We start from the raw sequence: 18,615 nt of genomic DNA, 5'->3' as shown, positions 1-18,615 counted from the left end.
CCGCACGGGCGGGCGGCGGTCGCGCTCACGACGTCTGGTCGATGAGCACGGCTGTCTCCCAGGCCCACTGCCGCCAGGTGTCGTAACGGCCGGAGCGGCCGCCGTGGCCGGCGACCATCTCGGTGCGGAAGAGCACCTGGGGGGCCTGCGTGCCGGCGGGCAGCTGGGCGTCGGCGTGCCGGATGGCCGCGACCCACTTGGCGGGCTCGGTGACGTACACGCGGGTGTCGTTGAGGCTCGTCGTGACGAGCAGGCTCGGATGGGGACCCGGGCGCACGTTCTCGTACGGCGTGTAGCCCTTCATGAGGGCGTAGGCGTCGGGGTCCTCGAGCGGGTTGCCCCACTCCTCCCACTCGACGACCGTCAGCGGCAGGCTCGGGTCGAGCACCGTGGTCAGCGCGTCGACGAAGGGCACCTGCGCGTGGACGAACCGAAAACGCTCGGGCGCCTGGTTGACTACCGCGCCCATGAGCAGCCCTCCGGCCGAACCGCCCTCTGCCGCAAGCCGGTCGGGCGCCACGATGCCTGAGTCGATGAGGTGGTCCGCGCACGCGACGAAGTCGGTGAACGTGTTCGGCTTGGCCTCGAGCTTGCCGTCGTCGTACCAGGATCGCCCCATCTCCGAGCCACCGCGCACGTGCGCGACGGCGAAGACCCAGCCCCGGTCGAGCAGCGACAGCCGCAGCACCGAGAACCACGGGTCGCTCGGGATGCCGTAGGCGCCGTAGGCGTGGAGCAGGCCCGGGGCGGTGCCGTCGAGCGCGACGTCGTGGCGGTGCACGACGGAGATCGGCACGCGGGTGCCGTCGGGGGCTGTGGCCCACTCCCGGCGCTGCCGGTAGCGCGTCAGGTCGACGTCGCCACGCACGTGCTGCTGCTTGAGCAGCGCGAACCGGCGCGTGCGCACGTCGTAGTCCTCGACGGTGCGCGGCGTGACGAGCGACTCGTGCACGACCTGCAGGGTCGGCGTGGCCGACTCCGGGTTGGCGCCGACGACGAGCGTGCCGATGGGCTCACCGACGGCGATGTCGTGGGCCTCCCCCAGTCCCTTCGGGGCGTCCGGGTCGCGGAGCACGACGCGCACGCCCGTGCCGCCCTCCCGGCGCAGCGAGACGGCGAGGAAGTCGTCGAAACCCTCTGCGCCCGTGACGTACTCGTCCTCGGTCGTCAGGTCGAGCGGCACCCACTCCTCGGCCGAGGCGCACGTGACCGGCGCGAGCGCCAGCTCGAAGTTGACGCGTCGGGCGTTGTGCACGACGAGCAGCTGGTCACCCCACGGCTCGACGTCGTACTCGACGCCCTGGCGCCGCTCGGCGACGACCCGCGGAGTGTCGAGCGGGGTCGCGGCATCGAGGATCCGGAACTCGCTCGTCGTCTTGGAGCCGATCGCGATGATGACCCACCGGTCGTCGCGCGAGGCGCCGACGCCGATGTAGAAGCGCTCGTCGGTCTCCTCGTGCACGAGGACGTCGCCGGCGGCGTCGGTGCCGACCTCGTGGCGCCACACCTGGTGCGGGCGCCACGCGTCGTCGACACGCGTGTAGAAGAGGTGGCGACCGTCGAGCGACCACGCGAGCGAGCCACCGGTGTCGCGGACGGACTCGTCGAGCAGCACGCCGTCCGCGATGCGCCGCACCCGGACGTCGTAGCGCTCGTCACCCGCGAGATCGACGGCCCAGGCGAGCAGGTCGCCCGACGGCGACACCTCGCTCGCCCCGACGCCGAAGAACTCGTGGCCCTCCGCCTCGGCGTTGCCGTCGAGGAGCACCTGCTCCCCCGCCGGCGGCGCGCCGTGGTCGAGGGCCGGTCGCTGCGGGTGGTCGGCCACGAGCACGCGGGCGTCGACGGCGTACTGCTCGCCCTCGATGGTGCGCGAGTAGTACCACCACCGGTCGTGGCGCACGGGCACCGACAGGTCGGTCTCCTCGATGCGGGAACGGAACTCCTCGAACACCTGGTCGGCCAGCGGCCGCAGGTGCTCGGTGCGCTCGGTGGCCCAGGCGTTCTCGGCGACGAGCAGCTCGCGCAGCTCGGGGGCGTCGCGGTCGGCCATCCAGGCGTACGGGTCCTCGAAGGTGTCGCCGTGGTGGACGCGGGCCACCGGCTCACGCCGGGCGAGCGGAGGGTGCTGCATTCCGCGCAGTCTACGGGCGCACGCGCGAACGCCCCGGAGCCGTGGGGCTCCGGGGCGTTCGTGTCGGTGCGACGCGGGTCAGCCGGTCAGTGGACCTTGACCTGGCCCTGCACCCGTTGCGTGCCGCCGTCGTAGACGACCGCACCGGACGCGTTGCGCACGACGACGCGCAGCGTGTCGGTCGCGGCGTCGGTGGCCGTCGCCTCGAAGCGGTAGCCGGACACGCCGCCGACGGTCGCCGGACCCGCGAGGCGGGCGGTGTCACCGGTGACGACGAGCCAGTCGAGGCCGGTCGAGGCGAGCGTCAACCCCGGCGTCGCCAGGGTGAACGAGCCGTCGGGGCGGCTCGCTCCCCTGGCGTACTGCGCCGACACCTGGAACTGCGCCTTGCCCGTGGCCGACGGGTCGCCGGCGACGGCGCCCTTCGGCGAGGTGTACCAGCCTCCGCCCGTGAGGAACCCGGCCGCGCGGTCGTAGACGACCACGGTCGTCGTGCCGCTGCCGCTGTGACCCCACTCGTCGCTGACGGTGACCGTGACGGTGTAGACGCCGGCGGCGGAGTAGACGTGGTCACCGGACACGGTGCCCCCGCCGACCGTGCCGGCCGTCGTCGAGCCGTCACCCCACGCGATGGTGGCCGTGTGGGTGTCGAGGGCGTCGGCGTCGGTGAACGAGGCCGAGACCGGCACGGAGGCGCCGACCGACGTCGCGTCCGACGGGCCCGTCACCGACGTGACCACCGGGGCCGCGTTGGCCAGGTCGAGGCCGACGACGACCGGGTCGTGGTCGGAGATGCGGAACTGGTCGGGGCTGTAGAGGCTCGCGACCTGGTTCGCCGACTTGAACTCGGTGTTGTAGTCGAGCACCGACGGCTCGTCGGCGTTGACGTGCCAGTCGGCGACGCCGGTCACCTGCCGCGACAGGGACGCCGAGCCGAGCGCGTGGTCGAGGTAGCCCCACTGGCCGTCGAAGACGTAGGAGTACGCCTCGGCGCCGTTGCGGGCCGCGATGAGGTTGGTGAACCCCTTGCTCTCGAACATCGCGATCGGGTCCTCCTTGGCGTAGGAGTTCATGTCGCCGAGGAGCAGCACGTCGTCGTCACCGGTGTGGGTCGGGTCGGTGGCGAGCCAGTCGGACAGCAGCTGGGCCGCCTTGGTGCGCACGGCGGCGCAGTTGCCCTGGCCGTCGCCCGTGTCGGGGCTGTCGCACGCGGAGCCCTTGGACTTCAGGTGGTTCGCGACGGCGACGAAGACGCCACCGGTCGTGTTGTCGCGGAACGCCTGCGCCAGCGACGGACGGTTGCGCGGCGCGCTGTCCCCGCCGGTGACGAACGCGTCGGTGTTGAGCGCGGCCGTCGTGCCGACCGGCGTCACCGCCGCCGGCTTGTAGAGCATCCCGACCTTGATGGCGTCGGTGCCCATGGCATCGACCTGGCCGGTGCGCGCGTCGGCGTCGATGAACGCCCACGTGCCCGCGCCGTCCTTCTCGTTGAGCCGGTCGACGAGGAAGCGCTCGGCGCTGTCGGTGCCGTAGCCGTCGTTCTCCATCTCCATGAACGCGACGACGTCGGCGCCGGTGCCACTGACGGCGGCGACCGTCTTGTGCCACTGGCGGTCGAACTCGGTGGTCGTGTTGGCGCCGCGGCAGTCCATGACCGCACCCTCGACGCCGCCGCGGCAGTTGTTGCCCGACGTGTCGAGGGTGTTGAAGAAGTTGAGCAGGTTCATGCCCACGACGCGGACGTGGCCGCCGACCGCGGGGGCCGAGGCCGGACGCTCGTTGACCGCCTCGAAGCGGGCCTGCCCGCCGAGGGCACCGACCGGACGGATCCGGTAGGCGTTCGGGCTCGCCGCGTTGCCGCCCCACGTGAAGTTGAGCACGCCGGTCAGGTTCGACACCGTGTCGCCGCCGCGCAACGTGTTGGCGGCCGACAGGGGCTGCCCGCCGCGGGCGAAGACGATCGGGTCGGGGTTCTGGGCCTGGGTGGCGTCGTCGAGGACGATCTTGCGCAGGTTGTTCTGGGCCTGTAGCGCCGCCGCGTCGGCACCGGGGGCGACGACGTTCGTCGGCTGGGCGAGACGCCCGTCGGCCGAGAGCGTGACCTGGCCGAAGCGGCCGAGCTGGAAGTGCTCGGTGACGCTCATCGGCTGCGGGACACGCACGAGCATGCCCTCGTAGCGCTCGAGGGTCGTGTCGTCGGCGACCGGGAAAGCCACGTCGGTCGGCGCGACGGTCTGGTCGCTCGCGCACACCGTGACCGTGCCGACGCTGATCTGCGACTGGCCCTGGTTCTCGGCGGCGGTACCGGTGACGGTGACGAGGTCACCGAGCTTGACGGCGTTGGCGTTGCTGCCCTCGAAGACGAAGATGCCGTCGGAGGTGGCCGGGTTGTTGTCCCCGACCGGGTCCTGGAGGAAGAAGCCGCGCAGGTTGGGCGACGCGCCTTCGTAGTCGCCGACGACGACGCCGCGGGTGGTCACCGTGCCGGTGCGGGTCACGGCCGGCCCGCTGCCCTGGATGGCCGGGATCGTCGTGATCGGGGCCTCGCACGGGTTGGCCGCGGCCGTCGAGAAGTGCACGACCGTGTCGGCGGCCATGGTGTCGGGCGGGTCGACAGCGTCGACGTCGGAGATGCCCGCCGCGCTGACCGTGAGCGTGCAGGTGTCACCGGCGGCGAGGGGCGCGGTGGGGCTCAGCGTGTAGGTGGTCGGACCACCGGTCACGGTGAGGGCGCGGGTGCCGCCGGTCGTGCAGGCGAGCGTGAACGCGCCGGCTCCGGCGGTGACCGGCTCGGAGAAGGTCACCGACAGAGGGGCGGTGGGGGCGATCCCCGACGCGCCGTCGCCCGGCGTCGTCGCGGTGACGGTGGGGGCGGCATCGGGGGCCGGGCCGCTGTCGACCGAGTGCGAACCGAGGCCGTCGACGGTGTCGACGGCGTAGCCGTCCCACTGGACCGACGGGTCGAACGCGTCGGCGCCGTTGGTGTCGCCGGCCTGGACCGAGGCCTTGCGGCGCAGTGTGTTGTCCATCGTCGAGGTGAGGCCGGTGCCCCACTCGGTGCCCGGGTCGAACCCGACCTGGCCGAAGACGTCGAGCACCGTGGTGCCCTTGCGCAGCACGATCGCGTCGTTGCCGTTCCAGTTGGCCGAACCGGAGAGCTGGTCGGCCGCCGCCTTGATGGCGGCGTTGGCCGAGGTGTTGCCCAGCACGAAGACGTCGCCGTTCGCGACGGTGCCGGACAGCAGGATCTGCGAGCCGGTGGACTGGCCGTTGGCGAAGACCTGGACGTTGTAGCCGCCGGCACCGAGGTCGACGGGCGCCCCGGTGCCGTTGAAGATCTCGAGCGCCTTGTTGTTGCTCGAGCCCTCGACGTACTCGCTGATGAACAGCTCGGTCGGGGCCGCCGACGCGCTCGGCGCGACGACGAACGGAACGACACCGACGGCGAGTGCGGTGGCGGTGGCCCCGGCGACCCGACGCACGGTCGGTCGTGATGACAGCATGTGATTCCTCCCTGGTGACCGGCTCCTCCGCACGGTCGGGGTCACCCTAGACCGGGCCACGCGTCTTCGCGCGTCGAGCGAGGTGTCCGATTCGTGAACGCCGGACGTCGGGTGGGCCGGGCCGACTCAGAGGGTGGGCCACGCCTCCGGCCAGGCCTCGAGCCGGCGCCGCGAGACGAAGCGTCGAGGGGTGCCGTCGATCGGGTCGGGGAAGGCGAGGGCGGCGGCGAGCAGCTGCAGCGGCGACCCGAAGTCGTCCGGCGCGACGTCGACCTCGACCGGGTAGAGCGGGTCGCCGTGGATCGGGATGCCGAGCCCGGACAGCTGGCAGCGCAGCTGGTGGGTGCGGCCGGTGCGCGGCACGAGGCGGTAGAGGCCGAGCCCGCCGACGGCGTCGAGCAGCTCGACGAGCGTCTCGGCGTTGGGTTCGGCACCGGGCACCTCGCGGGCCTGGTGCGTGCCGTGCTCCTTGACCAGGTGCGTTCGCCGGACGAACGAGGTGGGCAGGTCGGCGCGCACCGGGGCGACCGCGAGGTACTCCTTGTGCACGAGGCCCGCCGCGAAGACCTGCTGGTAGGCACCCCGCCACCGCTGCTCGGTGGTGAGCAGCAGGACGCCGGCGGTCGGCCGGTCGAGGCGGTGCGCGGGCGTCAGCCGGGGCAGCCCGGTGAGCACACGAGTGCGGGCCAGGGCGCTCTGCACGACGTGGCGACCGCGCGGCATCGTCGAGACGAAGTGCGGCTTGTCGACGACGACGACGCGCTCGTCGCGGTGCAGCACCTCGATGTCGAACGGCACCCGCACCTCGTCGGGCAGGTCGCGGTGGGTCCACACCACCGAACGCGGCACGAACGGCGCGTCCGGCGCCACCGGGGCACCCGACGCGTCGACGACCTCCCCGGTCGCGAGCTTGCGGTCGACCTCCTGCGCCGACAGCCCCGGGGCCAGCCGTTCGACGAGGTGGTCACGCAGCGTCGGCCACGCCCCGGACTGCGGCATCCGGATGCGCTGGGCGTCGACGCCGTGGCGCGGTGGCAGCGGCGAGGGCGGCACGCCTCCGCGCGCCACTCAGCCCTGCCCGGGGCCGTCGAGGAGCCTGACCTCGACGTCTGTGCCGGCGAACCGACCGTACGCTTCCGCGGCGCGGTCCAGCCCGCGTCGGGCGGTGGCCGACAGGGCGGCGAACGGGCTCACCTCGAGCACCGTGCGCCGGCCCGACGCGGCCCGCCGCCACGTGCCGGCGACTTCCCCGTCGACGACGAGCGTCGGCTTGAACACCATGTTGCGGCCCGGCACGACGCGGTGGAAGTGCTCGGACGGCAGCGTGACGTCGCGCGACTTGTAGCCGAGGAGGAACTCGTCCCACTGGGGCAGCAGGTGGACTCCCGCGTGCCCGTCGGGCTGCGGCGCGTCGGCATGCGACAGCCACACCTGCCCGTCGACCTCCTCGCGCACGATCCGGTCCTCGACGAGGGCCAGCGCCTCGCGGGTGAGGCCGAGCGGCTTGAGCAGCCAGCCGGCGAGGTCCTTCTCGGTGACCGGGCCGTGGCTGCGCACGTACCGTTCGGCCATCGTCGCCAGCGCCTCCTCGCGGGCGAGCCTGCGAGAGTGAGGAACCCAGCTGTCGATGAGGACGAAGCTCGGCTGCCTGCCGATGAGCGGCCCCTGGCACAGCAGACCGGTCATGCAGTGGTGGCCGACGAGGTGGTAGGCGCGCTGGTCGGTGGGGTCGATGCCGTGCTCGACGAGCAGCGCGATGACGTCGGGCCGGCTCATCGGCTCGGACAGGTGCTCGGTGAAGAGGCGTCCGGCGAGCTCGATGTGGGCGTCGGTGATCCCCAGCTGGGCGTATCGCGTGGCGAGGGAGCCCCGCGGGGTCCCGAGCAGCTCGCACATCCAGCGGGCGTCCTCGGCCGGGACCCAGTGGATGGTGCCGCGCATCGGCCACGTGCGCACCACCTCGCGGTCGTGGACCGCCTGCTCGACCTGCTCGAGCGTGAGCCCGGAGCGCACCCCGAGCGACCACGCGCCGCTGCCGTAGTCCTGGGCCTGCAGTGCGCCCAGGTGACGGGTCACCTCGAGCGCGCTCACCGGCGACGACGCGTCGCCCAGCGCCGGCGCGAGGCCGAGCGCGACGAGCCGGGTACGCCGCATCCGGCGTCGGTCGGCGACCTTCATGCTGTACCCACTCCCCCGACGCCGGTGCTCAGCCGAGGCACGCCGGGCCGAGGAGCGCCTTGAGGTCGCCGAAGAGCGCCGAGGTGGCGGTGACCCTCAGCGAGTCGTCGAGCGACATGAGCACGGAGCGACCGGGCTGGGTCAGCTTGACCTGGACCTCGGTGGCGCCCGGGTGCTCGCCGAGGACCCGCTTGAGGCTCTCGGCGACGGCCGGGGTGGCCCGCCCGAGCGGGAGGGTGACGACGACTGGCCCGCGCGGGCCCTCCTTGATGTCGGGGATCGTCAGCTCCTGGGCGAAGATCGAGATCGAGTCGTCGCGGGCGCTGACGCGGCCCTTGACGGCGCACACGGTGTCGTGGGCGAGCATCGTCGAGTAGGTCATGTACGACGACGGGAAGAAGAGGCACTCGATGGCGCCGTCGAGGTCCTCGACGGTGGCGATGGCCCAGAGGTCGCCCTTCTTCGTGCGCTTGAGCTGCAGGCTCGTGATGAGCCCGGCGACGGTCACCGGCGTGCCGTCGGGCTTGGCGTCCTCGCCCAGCAGCGAGGCGATCGGGGTGTCGGCATGGGCCGAGAGGATGTGCTCGATGCCGAAGAGCGGGTGGTCGGACACGTAGAGACCGAGCATCTCGCGCTCGTAGGACAGCAGCACCGACTTGTCCCACTCGCTCGGCGGCACCGGCGGCAGGCCGGCGAAGGGGTCGACCCCGGACGCCTCCCCGTCGGAGTCGCCGAAGCCGAAGGAGGCGAAGAGGCTGTCCTGGCCGATGGCCTGCTGCTTCTTGACGTCGACGAGCGCGTCGACGTACCGCTCGTGCACCTCGACGAGGCCGCGACGGCTCTCGCCGAGCGAGTCGAAGGCGCCGCCCTTGATGAGCGACTCGATGGTGCGCTTGTTGCACACGACGGCGTCGACCTTGTCGAGGAAGTCCTTGAACGAGGCGAAGGCGCCCTTCTTCTCGCGGGCCTCGACGATCTTGTCGACGACGTTGGCCCCGACGTTGCGGATCGCGGCCAGGCCGAAGCGGATGTCGGTGCCGACGGCGGCGAAGTTGGCGACCGACTCGTTGACGTCGGGCGGGAGCACCTTGATGCCCATGTGCCGGCACTCGTTGAGGTAGAGCGCCGACTTGTCCTTGTCGTCGCGCACGCTCGTCAGCAGCGCGGCCATGTACTCGGCCGGGTAGTTGGCCTTGAGATAGCCGGTCCAGTAGGACACGAGGCCGTAGGCGGCGGTGTGGGCCTTGTTGAAGGCGTAGTCGGAGAACGGGACGAGCACGCCCCACAGCGCGGCGATCGAGGCTTCGTTGAACCCCTTGGCCTTCATGCCCTCGGAGAAGGGGACGTACTCGGCGTCGAGCACCTCCTTCTTCTTCTTGCCCATGGCGCGACGGAGCAGGTCGGCGTTGCCGAGCGTGTAGCCGGCGAGCTTCTGGGCGATCTCCATGACCTGCTCCTGGTAGATGACCAGGCCGTAGGTCATCCCGAGGATCGGGTCGAGGGCCTCGATCATCTCCTGCTGGAGCTTGCCCTTGAGCTGTGGGTCGAGCGGGATGAGCTCCTGCTTGCCGTTCTTGCGCAGGGCGAAGTTCGTGTGCGCGTTGACGCCCATCGGACCGGGACGGTAGAGCGCGAGGGCGGCCGAGATGTCCTCGAAGTTGTCCGGCTGCATGAGGCGCAGCAGCGCGCGCATGCCGCCGCCGTCGAGCTGGAAGACGCCGAGGGTGTCGCCCCTCCCGAGGAGCTCGTAGGTGGCCCTGTCGGTCATGTCCTTGGACAGGGCGTCGAGGTCGATGTCCTCGTCGCGGTTGGCCTTGATGTTCTCGATGGCGTCGTCGAGGATCGTCAGGTTGCGCAGACCGAGGAAGTCCATCTTGACCAGGCCGAGCGACTCGCAGCTCGGGTAGTCGAACTGGGTGATGACCTGGCCGTCCTGCAGCCGCTTCATGATCGGGATGACGTCGATGAGCGGCTCGCTGCTCATGATGACGCCGGCGGCGTGCACGCCCCACTGGCGCTTCAGGCCCTCGAGGCCCTTGGCGGTGTCGACGACCTCCTGGAAGTGGGGCTCGGTCTGCACGAGGGCCCGGAAGTCGACGCCCTCGTTGTAGCGCTTGTGCTCGGGGTTGTAGATCTCGGCGAGCGGCACGCCCTTGCCCATGACGTCCGGCGGCATCGCCTTGGTCAGCTGCTCACCGACGCTGAACGGGTGGCCCATGACGCGGGCGGCGTCCTTGACGGCCTGCTTGGCCTTGATGGTGCCGTAGGTGACGATCTGCGCGACGCGCTCCGAGCCGTACTTCTCGGTGACGTAGCGGATGACCTCACCGCGCCGGCGCTCGTCGAAGTCGACGTCGAAGTCTGGCATCGACATGCGCTCGGGGTTGAGGAACCGCTCGAAGATCAGGCCGTGCGGCACCGGGTCGAGGTCGGTGATGCCCATGGCGTACGCGCACATCGACCCGGCGCCAGAGCCACGGCCAGGGCCGACGCGGATGCCGTTGCGCTTGGCCCAGTTGATGAAGTCGGCGACGACGAGGAAGTAGCCCGGGTAGCCCTTGGAGACGATGACGTCCTCCTCGAAGGCCGCCTGCTTGCGGGCGTAGTCGGGCACTCCCTCGGGGAAGCGTCGCTGCAGGCCGGTCTCGACCTCCTTGATGAACCACGACGTCTCGTCCTCGCCCGCGGGCACCGGGAAGCGCGGCATGTAGCGCCCCTCGCCCTCGGTGAAGGAGACCTCGCAGCGCTCGGCGATGAGCAGCGTGTTGTCGCACGCCTCCGGCAGCTCGCGCCACAGGTGGCGCATCTCCTGGGCGGACTTGAGGTAGAAGTCGTCGGCGTCGAACTTGAACCGGTTGGGGTCCATCAGGGTCGAGCCGGACTGGACGCAGAGCAGGGCCGCGTGCGCCTTGGCGTCCTCGGCACGGGTGTAGTGCAGATCGTTGGTGGCCACGAGCGGCAGCTTGAGGTCGCGGGCCAGGCGGATGAGGTCCTTCTGGGTGCGCCGCTCGATGTCGAGGCCGTGGTCCATGAGCTCGACGTAGACGTTGTCGTGGCCGAAGATGTCGCGCAGCTCGCCGGCGACCTCACGGGCCTCGTCGTACATCCCGAAGCGCAGCTTGGTCTGGATCTCGCTCGAGGGGCAGCCGGTGGTGACGATCAGGCCCTTGCCGTACGCCCCGAGCAGCTCGCGGTCGATGCGGGGCCACTTCGTGTACACCTGGTCGAGGCTCGCGATCGAGGTCATGCGGAAGAGGTTGTGCATGCCCTCGTTGTTCTCGGCGAGCATCGTCATGTGCGTGTACGCACCGCTGCCGGAGATGTCGTCGCGGCCGCCGTCGCCCCAGCTGACCTTGGTGCGGTCGGTGCGGTGCGTGCCCGGCGTGATGTAGGCCTCGACGCCGATGATCGGCTTCACGCCGGTGCCCTGGGCCTTCTTCCAGAACTCGTAGGCCCCGAAGGTGTAGCCGTGGTCGGTGGTGGCGAGGGCCGGCATGCCCATCCGCGCCGCCTCGCTGAACAGGTCGCCGATGCGTGCCGCCCCGTCGAGCATCGAGTACTCCGTGTGCACGTGGAGGTGCACGAAGTTCTGGTCGTTACGCGGGGCGGGCTGGCTCGACATCGTGGATGAGTCTAAGCCCGCCCACCGACGTCCTTCGGCGTGTCGGCGCGGGTGTCGAGGCGGGTGTCGGGCCGGGTGTCGCGAACCGGTCGGCGCGCAGCGGTGTAGTTGCGTGTGAAGGGGCTGTCGGGCAGCGACGATGGGGTGGTCCGCACCCGTCGCGGCACCGGAACCGCAGCGGAGGGAGGCAGGGATCAGCGCGATCGACCGCACGACCGACCGGTCCGAGGGCCGCGGCGGGCAGTCCGGTGAGGATGCCGCCGAGGAGGCCGCGGCCCTGGCCCGTGTGCGCGCAGGCGAGCCGGCCGCCTATGCGGTCCTCGTGCTGCGTCACGCCCCGATCGCCAAGCGGCTCGCGGTGCTGTCCGGCGCCGGCGACGAGGCCGACGACGTGGTCCAGGAGGCGTTCGTCAAGGCGTACGCCGCGCTACCGCGGTTCCGGGCCGGGGCCGGCTTCCGGCCGTGGCTGTTGCGCATCGTCGTCAACGAGACCCGCAACGCGCTGCGCGGCCGGTCCCGCCGCGCCCTGCGCGAGCTGCGCGTCGCCGTCCGCGAGGCCGCCGAGGGCGGCCGCGACGACCGGACCGACCCGGCCGACGCGGCCGTGGGCGCGGACCGTCGGGCCGGCCTGCTCGCGGCGCTCGACACGCTCCCGCCCGACCTGCGCGAGGTCGTGACCTGCCGCTACCTGCTCGAGCTGTCCGAGACCGAGACCGCGACGGTGCTCGACGTGCCCGCCGGCACGGTCAAGTCCCGGCTGCACCGCGCCCTCACCACCCTCCGGGAGGTGCTCTCCGATGCCTGACCTCATCCCCCGCCCTGCACCGGACGCCGGCCCCGACCTCGAGCGCGAGCTCGTCGACCTCGGCCGGTGGCTCGTCACCGCGCCACCCCGTGACGACCTCGCGGCGTCGGTCCTCGCTCGCGTCACCGCGCCGGCCACCGAGCCTGCCGGCGCACCCGCCACCGACCGCCGTGACGCGCGGCGGGCCCGGCCGGCCCGACGTCGCCTTGCGTGGGCCGTGGCCGTGGCCGTCGCCGTCGCGCTCGCCCTCGTCCCACCGGTGCGGGCTGCGGTGCTCGAGCTGCTGCGCCTCGGTGGGGTCGTCGTCCGCGAGGAGCCGCGTCCCACCACGTCCTCGCCCGTCCCGTCGGCGTCGACGCCTTCCGGGCCGCCATCGGCGTCGGGCACGCCGGTGACGCTCGCGGCAGCCGCACGGGCCGTCGGCGCCCCGGTGATGGTGCCGTCGGTGCTCGGGCCGCCGGACGCCGTCATGCTCGCCCACGGCGGACGCGTCGTCGAGCTGTCGTGGGGACCACGCGCCGAGACCGCGGGCGCCCCGACCCGTCTCGACGTCTTCGTCGGGTCGCTGTCCTGGGGCTACGTCAAGACGGTGTGGGACGCCCTGACGCCGACACAGGTGTCGGGCCACGACGCGCTGTGGTTCGGGGCGCCGCACCGCATCGAGTGGGTGGACCGCTCGGGCGGCACGCACGCCGACGAGCCGCGCGTGGCCGGCCCGACGCTCGTGTGGGTCGTGCCCTCCCCGGCCGGCGAGGTGACCTACCGGCTCGAGGGCCCGACCGACCTCGACGCCGCGCTGCAGATCGCCGCCTCTGCCTCGTGAACCGATGGCGCCCCGGCGGTGTTGAGGCACTGACGCCCGGACGCCGCCGGGCCCGCCTCGAGGAGGAAGCCGTGCGCAGACCCCGCACCCTGGCCCTGCTGTCCGCCGCCGTCACCGCCGGCCTGGCCGTGCTCGTGGGGGCCGCGGCCCCGGCGTCGGCGGGCGGACCCACGTCGGTGCTCGTCGTCGACTACGACGGCGCCCGCGCCGGGGCCGCCCTGACCGGCAGCGTCGCCTACGCCGACCTCGAGAAGGCGCTGTCGCCCTACGACCCACCGCGCGGGGACCGCACGGCGTCGGCGTCGTTCATGGGCACGAACCTGCGCCTGACCTGGCTGATCCACGACGTGACGCCGTGGCGCATCGATGCCGTGACGGTCGACGGCGACGACGTGTGGGTCGAGACGACGATGAGCGTCGACGGCAGCACCGACCTCTTCTCGGCACCGTCGGTGCGGCACCGCCCCACCGACGCCGCCCTGCTGCTGCGCACCCTCCGCTCGCTCGGCATCCTGGGCGACGCGGCGCCGGCGACCGCCCCGGCGCCCGCCGCTGCTGCCGAACGCCTGGCGCCCGTGGCGGTTGCGCCGCCGACCGCCACGGCGACGACGACCGGTCTCCCGTGGCCCGCGACGGTGGGGGTGGCGGGGCTCGTCCTCGTCGTCGGGGTCGTCACCGGACTCCTCGCCGGCCCCCGGGTGCGTCGACGTGCCGCACCCCCGGCGCCCGACGCGGCACCGGCCATCGGTGCGGCCGGTGCGGCCGGCGCGGCCGGCGCGGCGTCGGCGCCCCGACGACCCGAGCCGGTCGGCTTCGCGGCAGACCCGGACGGCGCCGGAGCTCGGCCATCGCCGCGCCGACCTTCACCCTGAGGTCGAACCTGAATCCTCAGAAGGTCGCGGCGACGTCGAGGGCGTGCTGCAGGTCGTCCGAGTAGGGGCTCTCGAAGTGGACGTACTCCCCCGTGCCCGGGTGCTCGAAGCCGAGCCCGACGGCGTGCAGCCACTGGCGGTCGAGGCCGAGGCGGGCGGCGAGCGTCGGGTCGCCGCCGTAGAGCGGGTCGCCGCAGCACGGGTGGTGCAGTGCGGCCAGGTGCACGCGGATCTGGTGCGTGCGGCCGGTCTCGAGGTGGATCTCGAGCAGGCTCGCGTACCGGAACGCCTCGAGCACCTCGTAGTGCGTCACGGACGGCTTGCCGGTGCTCATGACGGCGAACTTGAACTCGGCGCCGGGGCGCCGTCCGATCGGCGCGTCGACGGTGCCGACGAGCGGGTCGGGCAGTCCCTGGACGAGCGAGTGGTAGGTCTTGTCGACCTGCCGGCTGCGGAACAGGTGCTTGAGGCGGCTGTAGGCGTACTCGCTCTTGGCCACGACCATCAGGCCCGACGTGCCGACATCGAGCCGGCTGACGATCCCCTGGCGCTCCGGCGCGCCGGAGGTGGAGATGCGGTAGCCGGCCGCGGCGAGGCCGCCGACGACGTCCGGCCCGGTCCAGTTGAGGCTCGGGTGCGCCGCGACGCCGACCGGCTTGTCGACGACGACGAGGTCGTCGTCGTCGTGGATGATGCGCATGCCCGGCACCGGCTCGGCGACGACCTGCAGGCTGGGACTCGCCTCGGCGCGCGGCAGCGACACCTCGAGCATCGCCCCGGCGACGAGCCGCTCGGACTTGCCGACCGGCCGCCCGGACTGCGCGACGTGACCCGCCGCGGCGAGCTCGGCGGCCTTGGTGCGCGACACCCCGAAGAGGCGCGATACACCGGAGTCGACGCGCTCCCCCTCGAGACCGTCGGGGACGAGGACGGTGCGGGCCTCCCCCACGGAGACGGGCTCAGTCATCGTCGCGCTCCGCACTCTCGGTGGCCGACGCCTCGGTGGCGCGCTTGTCGCGGTCTCGGCGGCCGTCGACCCCGATACCGAGCATCGCGAGGATGACGACGAGACCGGCGGCCCCGACGATCCAGATGTCGGCGACGTTGCCGATGAACCAGTGGTAGTCGATGAAGTCGACGACGTGCCCCTGGCCGCCGCCGGGCGCACGCACGAAGCGGTCGGTGAGGTTGCCGATGGCGGCGCCGAGGAGCAGGCCGAGGGCGAGGGCCCAGGCGCGCGAGCCGAGGTCGCGGGCCACGACGACGATCGCGACGAGCACCGCGAGGGCGATGCCGGTCATGACCCACGTGTTGCTCGCCCCGAGGGACAGGGCTGCGCCGGGGTTGCCGATGAGCTTGAAGCGGATGAGCTCGCCGATGAACGGGCGCGGGCTGCCGTCGGACAGCGTCGCGAGCGCGATGGCCTTGGTGACCTGGTCGCTGGCGTAGGCGAGGACGGCGACGACGGCGAGCATCGCGAACAGCCGCCTCCGTCGGGTCGGGGACGGGCGCTCGGACGTGGTCCTCGCGGTGGGCGGTGCGCTGTTCTCGGTACTCACGGTCTCTCGGTCGGACGCGGCGCCGGCTCCCGCCCCGTGAGGGGGGCTGGGGTCGGCGCCGCGTCCCGGGTTGGTGCGTCGGTGCGGCTGGGCGCACCGGCGGCGTCGTTCAGTGGCGGTCCTGCTTCTCCTGGCAAGACAAGCACAGGGTCGCACGCGGACGGGCCTGGAGTCGAAGCTTGCCGATCGGGTTGCCGCAGTTCTCGCACACACCGTAGGTGCCCGCCTCGAGCTGCTCGAGGGCGTGCTCGGCCTGGACGAGCCCGGCGCGGGCGTTCGCCGCCACGGACATCTCGTGCTCGCGCTCGGCGGTCTTCGCCCCGGCGTCGGCCTGGTCGTCGCCTGCGCCGTCACCGGACGAGCGCAGGAAGGTGTCGAGCTCGTCCTCGGCGATCTTGAGCTCGGCGCGGTGCTGGTCGATCTCCTCGAGCAGGACACCGCGGACCTCCGCGATCTCCTCCTCGCTCCAGGGGCTCTCGTCGTCCTTGACGCGCAGCGTCTCGGCGATCTTCTTCGCGCTCGTGCGCGAGGTACCGGTCCTGGCCCGGCTGCTGGCGCTCGTCGCGCTCCGGGTGCCGGTCGTGCCGGTGGTGGGGCTGGTCGTCGTCACTGCTGCCCTCTCGGGTCGTGCGGCCGATCCCTGAGGGGCGGTCGGCCGGGTGGTCCTGGTGCGCCGGGGCGCCGTGCTGGTCGCTGACGCCCTCGGCGCCGTCTTCGTGGTCGGCTTCGAGGGCGCCTTCGTGGTCGTCTTCGGGGTCCTCGTGCCGGTCGGCGTCGAGGCCCTGCCCGCAGTCTTCTTGACCGCGGTCTTCTTCACCGGGGTTTTCGCCGATGCGGTCGCCTTCGTCGCGGTCTTCGCCGCGGTCTTCGCCGGTACGGCCTTCTTGGCCGTGGCCTTCTTCGCCACGGCCTTCTTCGCCGGCGCCGTCTTCGTGGCCACGGCCCTCGTGCCCGCCGCCTTCGTCGCCGCAGCCCTCGTCGCAGGCTTCGTCGCTGCGTCCTTCGAGGTGGTCTTCGACGGGGCAGCCTTCGTGGCTGTGGTCTTGGACGCCGTGGTCTTCGACCCGGTCTTCGGGACGGACTTCGTCGTGGTCTTGGTCGTGGCCTCGGTGGTGGCCTTGGTGGTGGCCTTCGTGGGAGTCGCCCTGGTCGCGGCGGCTCTGGCCGTGCGACCCACCGCCGTCACCGCCCGTTTCGCTGCGGTCGTCACCGCCGCCGTCCTCTTCGCCGCCATGGCGTCACCTCCGTCGCTCGTGCCGTCGACGCTGCAAGTGCGGCTGACAATAGGCCCCGCGCGGGTCCCGCACAAACACGAAACGCGCACGGGCACAAAGAGTCACCCAGCACGTACAACGCGGGCCGACCGGGAAGGTTCCCGGTCGGCCCGCGTGTGCGTCTGTCTGCGTGTCTCGAGGACAGGCGGAGGGTGCGCCTCAGCCCTGGTTGTCACCGGCGCCGGCGTGCGCTGGCTCCTGGACGTTGCTGTCGAGGTCGTGCAGCTGACCCTCGATGTAGTTCTTCAGGTTGCTGCGGTAGCTCTTCTCGAAGCCGCGCAGCTCGCTGATCTTGCGGTCGAGCAGCGACTTCTGCTTGTCGAGCTCCTCGAGCAGCTGGGCCTTGCGCTGCTGCGCCTCGGCAACCATGCCGGTCGAGCGCTCGCGCGCCTCGGTCAGCATCTCGTCGCGCTTCGTCGCGGCATCGGCGAGCATCCGGTCGCGCTGCGAGGTGGCCTCGGCGATCATCTGGTCGCGCTGAGCCGTCGCGGCGGCGGCGATCTGCTCGGCCTGACGCGTCGCCTCCTCGTGGCGGGCCTGACCGGCGTTGATGAGCTCGTCGTGCTTGGCCTGGCCGGTGTTGATGAGGTCGCGGTGGCGGTTCTCGGCCTCTGAGATCAGCTCGTTGCGACGCGTCTCGCCGGCGGCGACGTGCTCGTCGTGGAGGCGCTGGGCCAGCGCGATGACACCGGCGGCGTCGGTGCTGCCCGCGGGCGCTGCTGCGGCGGCGGCCGCGGCGGGCTGAGTGCGGGCGGCGGCCTCGGCGTCGGCGTTGGCACGCGCGGCGCGCTCCTCGGCGGCCCGGGCGATCTCCTGCGACTTGGCGAGGCGGGCCTCGACCTCGCGAGCGCTCTCCTGCGACTTAGACAGGCGCGACTCGGCGTCGGCGACCTTGGTGTTGAGGTCGTTGAGCTTGGCCTGGGCGTCGCTCAGGGCCTTGGAGTCGACCGCGGACTTCGCGGCGGTCTCGGCCCGCTCGGCCTCGGCCCGGGCCCGCTCGATGCGCTCCTTGGCGGTGCGCTCGGCGTTGTCGGCCTCGGCCTTCGCCTTGGCGGCGCGGTCCTGGGCGGCCTTCAACGCGCGCTCGGCGTCCTGGATCTTGGCCGTCAGCCCGCCGAGCTTCGCGTCGTCACCGGGTCGTCCGACGGCCGGCATCGCGGCCGTGGCACCATCGGCGCGCACCGCCGACTGGTTCTTGGACGCGCGGCAGTCGTTGAGCTGCTTGAGGTAGTCGTCGCGCTGCTCGATGAGAGAGCGCATCTCGGCGACGATCTCGTCGAGGAAGTCGTCGACGTCCCGCTCCTCGTAGCCCCGGCGGAACTGCGTGGTCTGGAAGTGCTTGTTGAGCACCTGTTCCGGCGTAAGCGCCATGTCTCACCTCGATGCAGACGTAGTGGTTCGGGTCCAAGGTATCTAACGTTCCGGTCACGAACCAAAGCCGTGCCCGGCGCGGTGCGTGTCGTGTGCCACGTGCCGCCCGGCTCGCGGCCCGGGTTCGCCTGTCCTCGTGGCGGGCTCGGCCGGCGGGCGAGCCCGTCCCGCGGTCAGAAGAAGCTGGGGACGTTGAGTGCCAGTGACGTGAGCAGCATGAGGACGAGGAAGCTGAGGTCGAGCCTGACTCCGCCGAGGTTCGGCGACGGGATGACCTTGCGCAGCGCCTTGAGCGGCGGGTCGGTCACGGTGTACACGGCCTCGGCGAGGACGAGCACGATGCCCGTGGGGTGCCAAGACCGCGCGAGCATCTGCACCCAGTCGAGGACGAAGCGTCCGATGAGGGCGATGAAGAAGGTGAAGACGACCACTCCGTAGATCGTCCAGAACGCGTCCATGAGGTCAGTGTCGCCG

General features: G+C 72.1%; 13 protein-coding genes. 3 read left to right on the top strand and 10 right to left on the bottom strand.

Annotated features, from left to right (window positions below; translation table 11 throughout):
* Positions 1–25 precede the first annotated feature (25 nt).
* The 5 genes from AC3A5R_RS16990 to dnaE all read right to left on the bottom strand — a co-directional run bounded on the left by AC3A5R_RS16990 (position 26) and on the right by dnaE (position 11,437).
* On the bottom strand, positions 26–2,134 hold the full coding sequence (locus AC3A5R_RS16990) for a S9 family peptidase (protein ID WP_487621941.1): 2,109 nt from the start codon (positions 2,132–2,134) through the stop codon (positions 26–28).
* A gap of 86 nt (positions 2,135–2,220) precedes the next feature.
* Positions 2,221–5,637 (bottom strand): ExeM/NucH family extracellular endonuclease, encoded by a 3,417-nt coding sequence (locus tag AC3A5R_RS16985; RefSeq protein ID WP_487621940.1) that lies wholly within the window; start codon positions 5,635–5,637, stop codon positions 2,221–2,223.
* Positions 5,638–5,763: 126 nt separating this feature from the next.
* Complete coding sequence (locus AC3A5R_RS16980) at positions 5,764–6,690, bottom strand: pseudouridine synthase (protein WP_487621939.1); 927 nt, start codon at positions 6,688–6,690, stop codon at positions 5,764–5,766.
* A gap of 15 nt (positions 6,691–6,705) precedes the next feature.
* On the bottom strand, positions 6,706–7,815 hold the full coding sequence (locus AC3A5R_RS16975; protein ID WP_487621938.1) for a winged helix DNA-binding domain-containing protein: 1,110 nt from the start codon (positions 7,813–7,815) through the stop codon (positions 6,706–6,708).
* 28 nt (positions 7,816–7,843) lie between these two features.
* Entirely contained in the window at positions 7,844–11,437 is a 3,594-nt protein-coding gene (gene dnaE, locus AC3A5R_RS16970) for a DNA polymerase III subunit alpha (RefSeq protein WP_487621937.1), read from the bottom strand.
* A 139-nt stretch (positions 11,438–11,576) separates the two neighbouring features.
* Between dnaE and AC3A5R_RS16965 the strand changes: the two genes are divergently transcribed.
* The 3 genes from AC3A5R_RS16965 to AC3A5R_RS16955 all read left to right on the top strand — a co-directional run bounded on the left by AC3A5R_RS16965 (position 11,577) and on the right by AC3A5R_RS16955 (position 13,937).
* Positions 11,577–12,242 carry an RNA polymerase sigma factor gene (locus AC3A5R_RS16965; RefSeq protein ID WP_487621936.1) on the top strand — a complete coding sequence of 222 codons (666 nt, stop codon included), beginning with the start codon at positions 11,577–11,579 and terminating at the stop codon, positions 12,240–12,242.
* Positions 12,235–13,065 carry a hypothetical protein gene (locus tag AC3A5R_RS16960; RefSeq protein ID WP_487621935.1) on the top strand — a complete coding sequence of 277 codons (831 nt, stop codon included), beginning with the start codon at positions 12,235–12,237 and terminating at the stop codon, positions 13,063–13,065. Before AC3A5R_RS16965 ends, AC3A5R_RS16960 begins: the two co-directional genes overlap by 8 nt.
* Positions 13,066–13,136: 71 nt before the next feature.
* Positions 13,137–13,937, top strand: a complete 801-nt coding sequence (locus tag AC3A5R_RS16955; RefSeq protein ID WP_487621934.1) for a hypothetical protein — start codon at positions 13,137–13,139, stop codon at positions 13,935–13,937.
* A 16-nt stretch (positions 13,938–13,953) separates the two neighbouring features.
* Here AC3A5R_RS16955 and AC3A5R_RS16950 read toward each other — a convergent pair whose 3' ends face one another.
* From AC3A5R_RS16950 to AC3A5R_RS16930, 5 genes are all read right to left on the bottom strand, one after another.
* Positions 13,954–14,904 carry an RluA family pseudouridine synthase gene (locus AC3A5R_RS16950; RefSeq protein WP_487621933.1) on the bottom strand — a complete coding sequence of 317 codons (951 nt, stop codon included), beginning with the start codon at positions 14,902–14,904 and terminating at the stop codon, positions 13,954–13,956.
* Positions 14,897–15,496, bottom strand: a complete 600-nt coding sequence (locus AC3A5R_RS16945) for a signal peptidase II (protein ID WP_487621932.1) — start codon at positions 15,494–15,496, stop codon at positions 14,897–14,899. Before AC3A5R_RS16945 ends, AC3A5R_RS16950 begins: the two co-directional genes overlap by 8 nt.
* Positions 15,497–15,605: 109 nt before the next feature.
* Positions 15,606–16,730 (bottom strand): TraR/DksA family transcriptional regulator, encoded by a 1,125-nt coding sequence (locus tag AC3A5R_RS16940; protein ID WP_487621931.1) that lies wholly within the window; start codon positions 16,728–16,730, stop codon positions 15,606–15,608.
* A 199-nt stretch (positions 16,731–16,929) separates the two neighbouring features.
* Positions 16,930–18,141, bottom strand: a complete 1,212-nt coding sequence (locus AC3A5R_RS16935) for a DivIVA domain-containing protein (protein WP_487621930.1) — start codon at positions 18,139–18,141, stop codon at positions 16,930–16,932.
* Positions 18,142–18,314: 173 nt separating this feature from the next.
* A complete protein-coding gene (locus tag AC3A5R_RS16930; protein WP_076258843.1) occupies positions 18,315–18,599 on the bottom strand; it encodes a YggT family protein in 285 nt (94 codons plus the stop codon).
* Between the last annotated feature and the right edge of the window lie 16 nt (positions 18,600–18,615).

The organism is Intrasporangium sp. Soil_C_50 (assembly GCF_057656595.1).
Note: the sequence above shows the minus strand (reverse complement) of the source record. Positions and strands in the feature narration are given on the sequence as shown.

Coding starts and splice junctions, on each gene's coding strand:
- AC3A5R_RS16990 (WP_487621941.1), bottom strand. CDS start 2,134: ATGCAGCACCCTCCGCTCGCCCGGCGTGAGCCGGTGGCCCGCGTCCAC.
- AC3A5R_RS16985 (WP_487621940.1), bottom strand. CDS start 5,637: ATGCTGTCATCACGACCGACCGTGCGTCGGGTCGCCGGGGCCACCGCC.
- AC3A5R_RS16975 (WP_487621938.1), bottom strand. CDS start 7,815: ATGAAGGTCGCCGACCGACGCCGGATGCGGCGTACCCGGCTCGTCGCG.
- dnaE (WP_487621937.1), bottom strand. CDS start 11,437: ATGTCGAGCCAGCCCGCCCCGCGTAACGACCAGAACTTCGTGCACCTC.
- AC3A5R_RS16965 (WP_487621936.1), top strand. CDS start 11,577: ATGGGGTGGTCCGCACCCGTCGCGGCACCGGAACCGCAGCGGAGGGAG.
- AC3A5R_RS16960 (WP_487621935.1), top strand. CDS start 12,235: ATGCCTGACCTCATCCCCCGCCCTGCACCGGACGCCGGCCCCGACCTC.
- AC3A5R_RS16950 (WP_487621933.1), bottom strand. CDS start 14,904: ATGACTGAGCCCGTCTCCGTGGGGGAGGCCCGCACCGTCCTCGTCCCC.
- AC3A5R_RS16940 (WP_487621931.1), bottom strand. CDS start 16,730: ATGGCGGCGAAGAGGACGGCGGCGGTGACGACCGCAGCGAAACGGGCG.
- AC3A5R_RS16935 (WP_487621930.1), bottom strand. CDS start 18,141: ATGGCGCTTACGCCGGAACAGGTGCTCAACAAGCACTTCCAGACCACG.
- AC3A5R_RS16930 (WP_076258843.1), bottom strand. CDS start 18,599: ATGGACGCGTTCTGGACGATCTACGGAGTGGTCGTCTTCACCTTCTTC.